This window comes from Aeromicrobium sp. CnD17-E (genome assembly GCF_024124745.1).
GTDB lineage: Bacteria > Actinomycetota > Actinomycetes > Propionibacteriales > Nocardioidaceae > Aeromicrobium.
Genome location: NZ_JAMXRU010000137.1, coordinates 1 through 6847 on the forward strand (window position 1 = coordinate 1; position 6847 = coordinate 6847).

Genomic DNA, 6847 nt, shown 5'->3' on the forward strand with positions numbered 1-6847 from the left:
GGATCGGTCGCGGCACCGACGTCGGGCAGCTGCACCGCCGCGGCGGCCGGGAGCAGGTCCTGCACGTCGCGCGGGGTCGAGGGCGCGGCACTCGCCAGGACGGCGGTCACGACGAGCGCGCCCGCCGCCGCCACGACGCCGAGCACCGAGAGCAGACGGGTCACCTCAGCCGAACCGGCCGTTCACGTAGTCCGACGTGCGCTGGTCCTGCGGCGACTCGAACATGGTCGCGGTGTCGCCGTGCTCGATGATCACGCCCGGGGTGCCGTACGCGGCGAGGAAGAACGCGCACTGGTCGGACACCCGAGCGGCCTGCTGCATGTTGTGCGTGACGATGACGATCGTCACCTCCTGCGCGAGCTCGAGCATCGTCTCCTCGATCACCCGCGTCGAGGTGGGGTCCAGCGCGGAGCAGGGCTCGTCCATGAGCAGCACGCGCGGCTTCACGGCGAGCGACCGGGCGATGCAGAGGCGCTGCTGCTGGCCGCCGGAGAGTCCACCACCGGGTGCGTCGAGACGGTCCTTGACCTCCTTCCAGAGCCCACCCTTGGTCAGGCACTCCTCGACGAGGTCGTCACGGTCGCGCGACGCGACCTTGGTCCCGGTCAGCTTGAGGCCCGCCAGCACGTTCTCCTCGATCGACATCGCCGGGAAGGGATTCGGCTTCTGGAAGACCATGCCGATCGCACGGCGCGCGTCGGTGAGCTTGCGGTCGGGGTCGTACACGTCGGCACCGTCGATCTCCACGCGGCCGGCGAGCGAGGCGCCCGGCACGAGCTCGTGCATCCGGTTGAGGATGCGCAGGAAGGTCGACTTGCCGCAGCCGGACGGTCCGATGAGCGCGGTGATCCGGCCGGCGGGCATGGTGAGGGAGACCCGGTCGAGCACCTTGTGGGTGCCGAACCACGCCGAGACGTCGGTCGCCTCCAGCGTGGCCAGCGACGCCCGGTCCGGCAGCACCGCGGGGATGCTCTGCGTGGCGTCGTCGAGCACCGGGATCGTGGTGGTCTCGTCGGTCAGGGACATGGTCTCTCCTCGGGGGCGGGTGGAACGCGCCGTGGCCGGCTCCCGCAGGAGCCGGCCACGGCGGTCGATCACTTGACGACGGTGTAGGTCGCCGCGGCGGACGTGGATCCGCCGTAGTTGCTGCTCGACGGCGCGAAGGTCGCGACGACGCGCTTGGCACCCCTGGTGCTCTGCGCCTTGAGCGTGACGACGGCCTGGCCGTTGACGACCTTGCCGGTGCCGACGACGCTCGAGCCGATCTTCAGGGTGACCGTGCCCGACGCCTTCAGCGTCGAGCCCGTGATGCCGACCGTGACGGTCGCCTTCGTGGCCTTGCGGACCTTGACCTTCGCCGCGGCCAGCTTGACCGAGGTGCGGGTCGTCGCCTTGGTGACGACGAACTTCACGAGCTTGTAGCCCTCGGCGAAGTCGCTGTCACCGGAGTAGGAGACGGCGCCCCAGTAGGTGCCGGCGTCGAGCGAGGCCGGGACGGTGAAGGTCGCGGCGCCGTCCTGCAGGTCGGCCGTCTGCTCGGCGGCGTCGCCGTAGACGAAGGTGACGCTGCCGGTGGCCTTCAGGTCGCTGGTGCCGACGTTCACCGTGACGGTGCGCGCCGCGCCGTAGGCCGACGTGGGGGCGGTGACCTCGATGGCCTTGGAGTACTTCGCGTCCGGGACCGTGACGGTGACCGCTCCGGTGGCCTTGGAGTAGGCCTGCGGGTCGTCGGGCGCGAAGGTCGCCGTGAAGCTGTGTGCGCCCTTGGCGACGCCCTGCAGCGCGAGGGTCGCGTTGCCCAGCGTGTCGACCGTGGCGGTGCCGACGGTGGCGTCGCCCTCGGTGAACGTGACGGTGCCGGTGGCGGTCGACGGGCCGACCGCGGCCTTCAGCGTGACCTTGCCGCTCGGCGTCGCCTTGCCCGTGAGGGCCACGGTGCTCTGCTGGCCACCGGCCGTGAGGAAGTTGGTCGTCGCCGACGTGGTGGTCTGGCCGCAGACGCCGCCCTGCGCCGTGCGCGCCAGCTGGTCGAAGCCGGCGGCCTCGATGAGCGGGCGGGCGGCGTCGGAGCAGACGAACCCGCTCTCGCCGAAGGCGGCGTTGAGGTCGGCGGCCTTGGAGCCGGTCAGGTCGTTGCCGCGGACGACGTTGTAGAGCGCGCGGCGGACGCTGAAGCCGTTCAGCAGGCCGATGCTGGTCGTCGACTTGGCGCGACCGGTCGAGAAGGGCACGACCGCGTCCGGGTCGTCCTTGATCTTCTCGTCGGAGTGCTCCTGCGTCTCCTTGACGTTCGAGCCGAGGGAGACGGGCTTGCCGTCGTTGATGCGGACGAGCTGGGCCTCGAAGAACGAGCGCGTGCCCGAGCCCGACTGCGGGACGTAGGGGTGGATCGTGGCGTCCTTGCCGCCGACCTGCGACCAGTTGGTGACGTCGCCCTTGTAGATGGCGAGCACCTGCGCCTCGGTCAGCGACGCGGGGGCGTCGGTGCCGGCCTTGCGCGTGCCGAGCTTGAGGCCGTCGACGGCGAACGGGAAGGCCTTCAGGCCGGCGTCGCGCTCGGTCGTGGAGATCGCCGAGGACGAACGCGCGAAGTCGACGTTGGCGTCGTTGCTGGAGCCGTACAGCAGCTTCTTGCCGGCGCCCGAGCCGTTCGGACGGGTGATCGCCGAGGCGCCGCTGCGCAGCGAGATCGTCGAGGGCGAGCCGTCGGCCGCCCACGAGGCCAGCTTGACCGTGCGGGAGGCGTTGTAGCCGGCGGCGACGCCGTCCTTGCCCTCCGCGAGGTAGTGCAGCGCGAGCTGGGACGTGTCGGAGCCGACGCCCACGAGGTCGGTGCTGCTGGGCGTGAAGCTCGGGTCGGCCGGATTGGTGTCGGCCGCCTGGGCCGGTGCGACGGCGCCGAGGGTCGCCATCGAGGTCGCAGCGACGGCGAGGGCCGCGGCGAACCGGGTACGCGTGGAGATCATGCGCGTGGAGTTCCTTGTCGTGAAGGGGGGGGTGGGCCGTCGGGCGACGTCCCGACGAGCACGCTAGGCGGCGGCGGAGGGGGTCCGGACGGTCTGCGGTGAACAGCAGACGTCCATTCGGGGCAGGTCGGTGAATGGTCGGTGCACGGCTCAGACGAGGTTCGGGATCAGGTGCACGGAGAGGTCGGCGGCGAACCACGCGAGGGCCAGGAACACCGGTGCGAACACCGTCCAGACGAGGGCCGGACGCAGCCGTCGGCGCAGCAGCAGCATGCCCACCACGGCCACGAGCAGGCCACCGAGCGTCAGGGCGAGCAGCGGCAGCACCGACGTGTCGTTCGCCATCGCCAGCTCGGACTGACCGAGGGTGTTCACCCGCTCGCCACCGGCCGGGAACGGCTTGGACTGCAGGGACGCGTCCACGTAGACCAGCTCGTCCGGTCGGAGCCCGCCGAGGCGGCCGTCGCCGGCCGCGGTGATGAGCGTGAGCCGGCCCTGTCCCTGCGCGGGCGGCGCGGGAACGTCGTCGCCGGCACGCCGGACGCCCTCGATCCGGTAGGTCGAGCGACCCTGTCCGGTCACGACGTCGAGCCGGGTGCCCACGGCCTCGTGCATCATCACGTGGAAGGGCCGTCCGAAGGTCCGTGACCGTCCGTAGACGAGCGAGACGCCGGCCTGGCCGGGCAGCACGGTGTCGCGTCGGTGCCCGGGTCCGTCGAGCAGGAGTCCGGCCGACGTGCCCTCGACCACGACCTGGTCGATGTCGAGCGCGGGCAGCGAGAAGAGCGCGACGGGACGCCCGGGCGCGATGACCCCGCCGGTGGGCGCGGTGCCCGCAGCCAGGTCGGCGCGCAGCTCGTCGTAGAGCCGGTCCTGCGCCCGCGAGTAGGACAGACCGCCCAGCACGAGGGTCTGGAGCAGCACCCAGGCGACGAGCAGGGCGACGACCATGAGGCCGCTGCTCAGGACGAGGTCGCGCTCGGGGACGCGGGACGTGTCGCGCGCCGCGGCGAGCCCGCCCTTCAGGGCGCCGCTTCCCCGTCGCTGACCCGTGAGCCGACCGTTCAGGGGCGCGACGGTCATGAGTCCTCCCTCCCGGCCGCGCGGAGCCTGATCACCGGGCCGGCGATGGCACAGCCGAGGAGCAGCAGGATCAGCGTGGGCAGGAACCATGCGCCGAGGGCCGAGTGCACGCCCGCCGTGCTGCCGAGGCTCTTCAGCTCGGCGTCGACGGGCTGCTTGCCGCCCGCCGCCGCGGGGTCGTCGCCGGCCGCCGCGGCGTCGGACGGGGCACCGTCGCTCCCCGGCGCGCCCGAGGTGGGGTCGGCGGTCCCGCCGCTGCCCGCGCCACCCGGGCCTCCGGGCGTCGTGCCGGTCTGCGCCTCCACGTCCTGGGCCGCCTGCTGGGCCGACGCGAAGAGCGCGGCGGTGGTCCCTGTCCGGGTGATCGGCAGGTAGCCGTCGGGGAGGAAGCCGTTGCCCGAGCCGCGACGCTGGCCCTCCGTGGTGGCGGTCCGGATGAACGAGGCGACGGTGCGCGCCGTGCTCCGGTCCAGGCCCGAGGTCTTCGCCGCGGTGTAGACGACGAGCGTGCCGGGGTAGCCGTTCGCCTGGCGCACCGCACCGTCCTCCAGCGCGAACGGCTGCGTCCGCCCCGTCGGCCGGGCCGTCGAGATCGCCTTCGCGAGCGTCGCGTCGGTGGGTGCCACGAACTGCCGTCCACGGGTGGTGAACGGAGCCCGCGGGGACACGGCCGACGTCTGCAGCGCGGCGGTGTGCAGGCCGTACCGCTCGGCGTCGCCGAGCGTCGTCACACCGACCAGGAACCGTGCGCCGACGCCCTGGCGGTCGGCTCGGCCCAGCACGTACGGGAACTGGTCGGTACCGAGGCCGCTGCACTTCGTCTGCGAGTAGGGCCAGGCGTCCAGCAGCGCGTCGGCGATCTTCACGAAGGAGGTCACCGGAGCGGCCAGGCGCGTCAGGTAGGGCGTGTCGTTGTTCTGCTTCAGGCACTCCTGCTGGACGGTCGGGGTGAACGTGTCGAGCAGGGGCCACTCGTCGACCGGGAGCCGGATGCCCTGGTAGGCGGGGTTGATCCGCATGCCCCACGGGTCGGGACGACCCTCGACGAAGGCGTGCGCCTCCGGGTCGTCGTCGATGTAGGTCGAGATCGCCTTGATCACGTCCGAGGACTCCGAGAGCGACACCAGCACGGCCGCGGCCTCCTGCTCCCCCGTCGACAGACCGGGGTTCAGGGCCTGGAACTCGGGGTCGGCGTTCAGCGAGCCCGGGTTGTTCTCCAGTCCGGGGTGCTGGCGTCCGAGGCTCGAGCCGGGATAGCTCTGCGTGAGCAGCTTGGCGAGGAGCCGGGCGTTGAGGTTCAGCGTGCCGCGCTCACCGGCGTTCTTCGGCTCGTCGATGACGTAGGAGATCGCGAACCCGGTCACGGCCGTCGGCGCGTAGGCGGTCGGCGCCTCGCCCTCGACGGTCTTGCGGCTCGAGACGAAGGCGCCGGGGATCTCGTCCTGCTGCATCAGCTGGAACGAGGCCAGGTCGGGCAGGACGTTGTGCTGGAAGCGGAAGCGGTCCTTGCGCAGGCAGTAGGCAGGCGCCCACTGCACGGTGGCCTGCGACATCAGCTCCGAGCCGTAGAAGCCGACCGGCGGCCGGTCGTCGAGGACGGAGCAGACGTTCGGCGCGGGGCCGAAGGTGATCGGCACGCTGATCCGGTTGCGCCAGTTCGACGCGGTCCACCAGTAGCGGGGCGACACGCTCTCGTCGACGCCCTGGCCGTCGAAGTTGCTCGAGCCGGGCTCGAATCGGCCCTGCTTGCGGCAGGCGGCGTTGAGCTGGCGCGAGTCCGACTGCAGGCAGCTGATGCCCATGACGGGGATGACGACGATGCTGCAAGCGGTCGTGTCGTTGCAGCCGAGCGACTCGTTCTCGATGCTCGAGCGCACCTCGAACTGGATGTCGCCCTTGCCGTCGACCGTCGTGAACGCGGCCTGCTCGGCGGGCGGGAACGACGCGTCGACCGCCGCCTCGGGAGGCAGCGTGTCGCTGGAGCAGGAGGCGAAGGTCTGGCCCTTGGCGGACACGAACGGCGTCACGTGCGTCGACGTGCCCGCCGCGGCGCCGCCGCAGCTCGCCGGCAGGCTCCGGACGCCGGACAGGGCGCTGCGCGCCGCGTCGTCGGCGTAGCGGTCCGAGCGCCAGATGGCGGCGGCGTCGGGCACCTGCAGCTGCGAGCGCTGCTGGACGGTCGAGGTCCAGCACGTCTCGGGGCGGACGCGCTGCGCCGCTGGCAGGCTGGCGTCGTCACGGCCACGGCACTGGAGCACGACCACCGGGTACTCCTGGTCCATGCCGTTCTCGCCGAACGGGCTCGTGGAGCGTCCGCCGCTCGGGCGTGCGCCGTCCCACGTCACGTGGACGCGCTCGCGCCCGCGCAGGTTGCGCGTGTGGTCGACCTGGACCGTCACGTCGCGGCGGTCCACCCGGACCTCGTCGCCGTTCTCGGTGAAGGTCCGCTCGACCGTCTTCGTCTGGCGGAACGCGCCGACGTCGTCACCCTGCGCCTGCACGCCGGCCGACGTCAGGAGGCCGGTGCCGACGGCGGCCACGGCGACGGTCGCGAGGACCTTGCGCCACCTCACGAGCGGGCTCCCGTCGTGCTGCGCGTGCGACGCCGTAGCGCCACGGCGACGACCCCCGGCGCCAGGATGATGGCCAGGAGCTCGACGGCCGCGAGCGTGCCGAAGATCCCGTCGTCGCCGGCTCGGCCTGCGGTCAGCTCGGTCTGCACCGCCACCGTCGCCGCGCCGCCGCCCGAGGACGCGGAGCCGACCGGGAGACCGGTCTCGGGATCGATCGCCCCACCG

The 6847-nt window shown here is 72.4% G+C and carries 4 protein-coding genes and 1 pseudogene; all 5 read right to left on the reverse strand.

Annotated features, from left to right (window positions below):
- Positions 1-165 precede the first annotated feature (165 nt).
- Complete coding sequence (locus NH339_RS16700) at positions 166-1026, reverse strand: phosphate ABC transporter ATP-binding protein (RefSeq protein ID WP_067857576.1); 861 nt, start codon at positions 1024-1026, stop codon at positions 166-168.
- A 68-nt stretch (positions 1027-1094) separates the two neighbouring features.
- Positions 1095-2966: an Ig-like domain repeat protein gene (locus NH339_RS16705; protein WP_253027146.1), complete on the reverse strand. Its 1872-nt coding sequence runs from the start codon at positions 2964-2966 to the stop codon at positions 1095-1097.
- Between the two features lie 150 nt (positions 2967-3116).
- Positions 3117-4049, reverse strand: a complete 933-nt coding sequence (locus NH339_RS16710; RefSeq protein ID WP_253027147.1) for a sortase domain-bontaining protein — start codon at positions 4047-4049, stop codon at positions 3117-3119.
- Positions 4046-6622, reverse strand: coding sequence for a hypothetical protein (locus tag NH339_RS16715; RefSeq protein ID WP_253027148.1), 2577 nt, complete (start codon positions 6620-6622; stop codon positions 4046-4048). The genes NH339_RS16710 and NH339_RS16715 overlap by 4 nt, the downstream gene beginning before the upstream one ends.
- Positions 6619-6847, reverse strand: a pseudogene (locus NH339_RS16720) (phosphate ABC transporter substrate-binding protein); the annotation flags it as partial. The pseudogene NH339_RS16720 and the gene NH339_RS16715, both read right to left, overlap by 4 nt.

Bases quoted from the DNA above. Each gene is read 5' to 3' on its own strand.
- NH339_RS16710 (WP_253027147.1), bottom strand. From the start codon at position 4,049: ATGACCGTCGCGCCCCTGAACGGTCGGCTCACGGGTCAGCGACGGGGA.
- NH339_RS16700 (WP_067857576.1), bottom strand. From the start codon at position 1,026: ATGTCCCTGACCGACGAGACCACCACGATCCCGGTGCTCGACGACGCC.
- NH339_RS16705 (WP_253027146.1), bottom strand. From the start codon at position 2,966: ATGATCTCCACGCGTACCCGGTTCGCCGCGGCCCTCGCCGTCGCTGCG.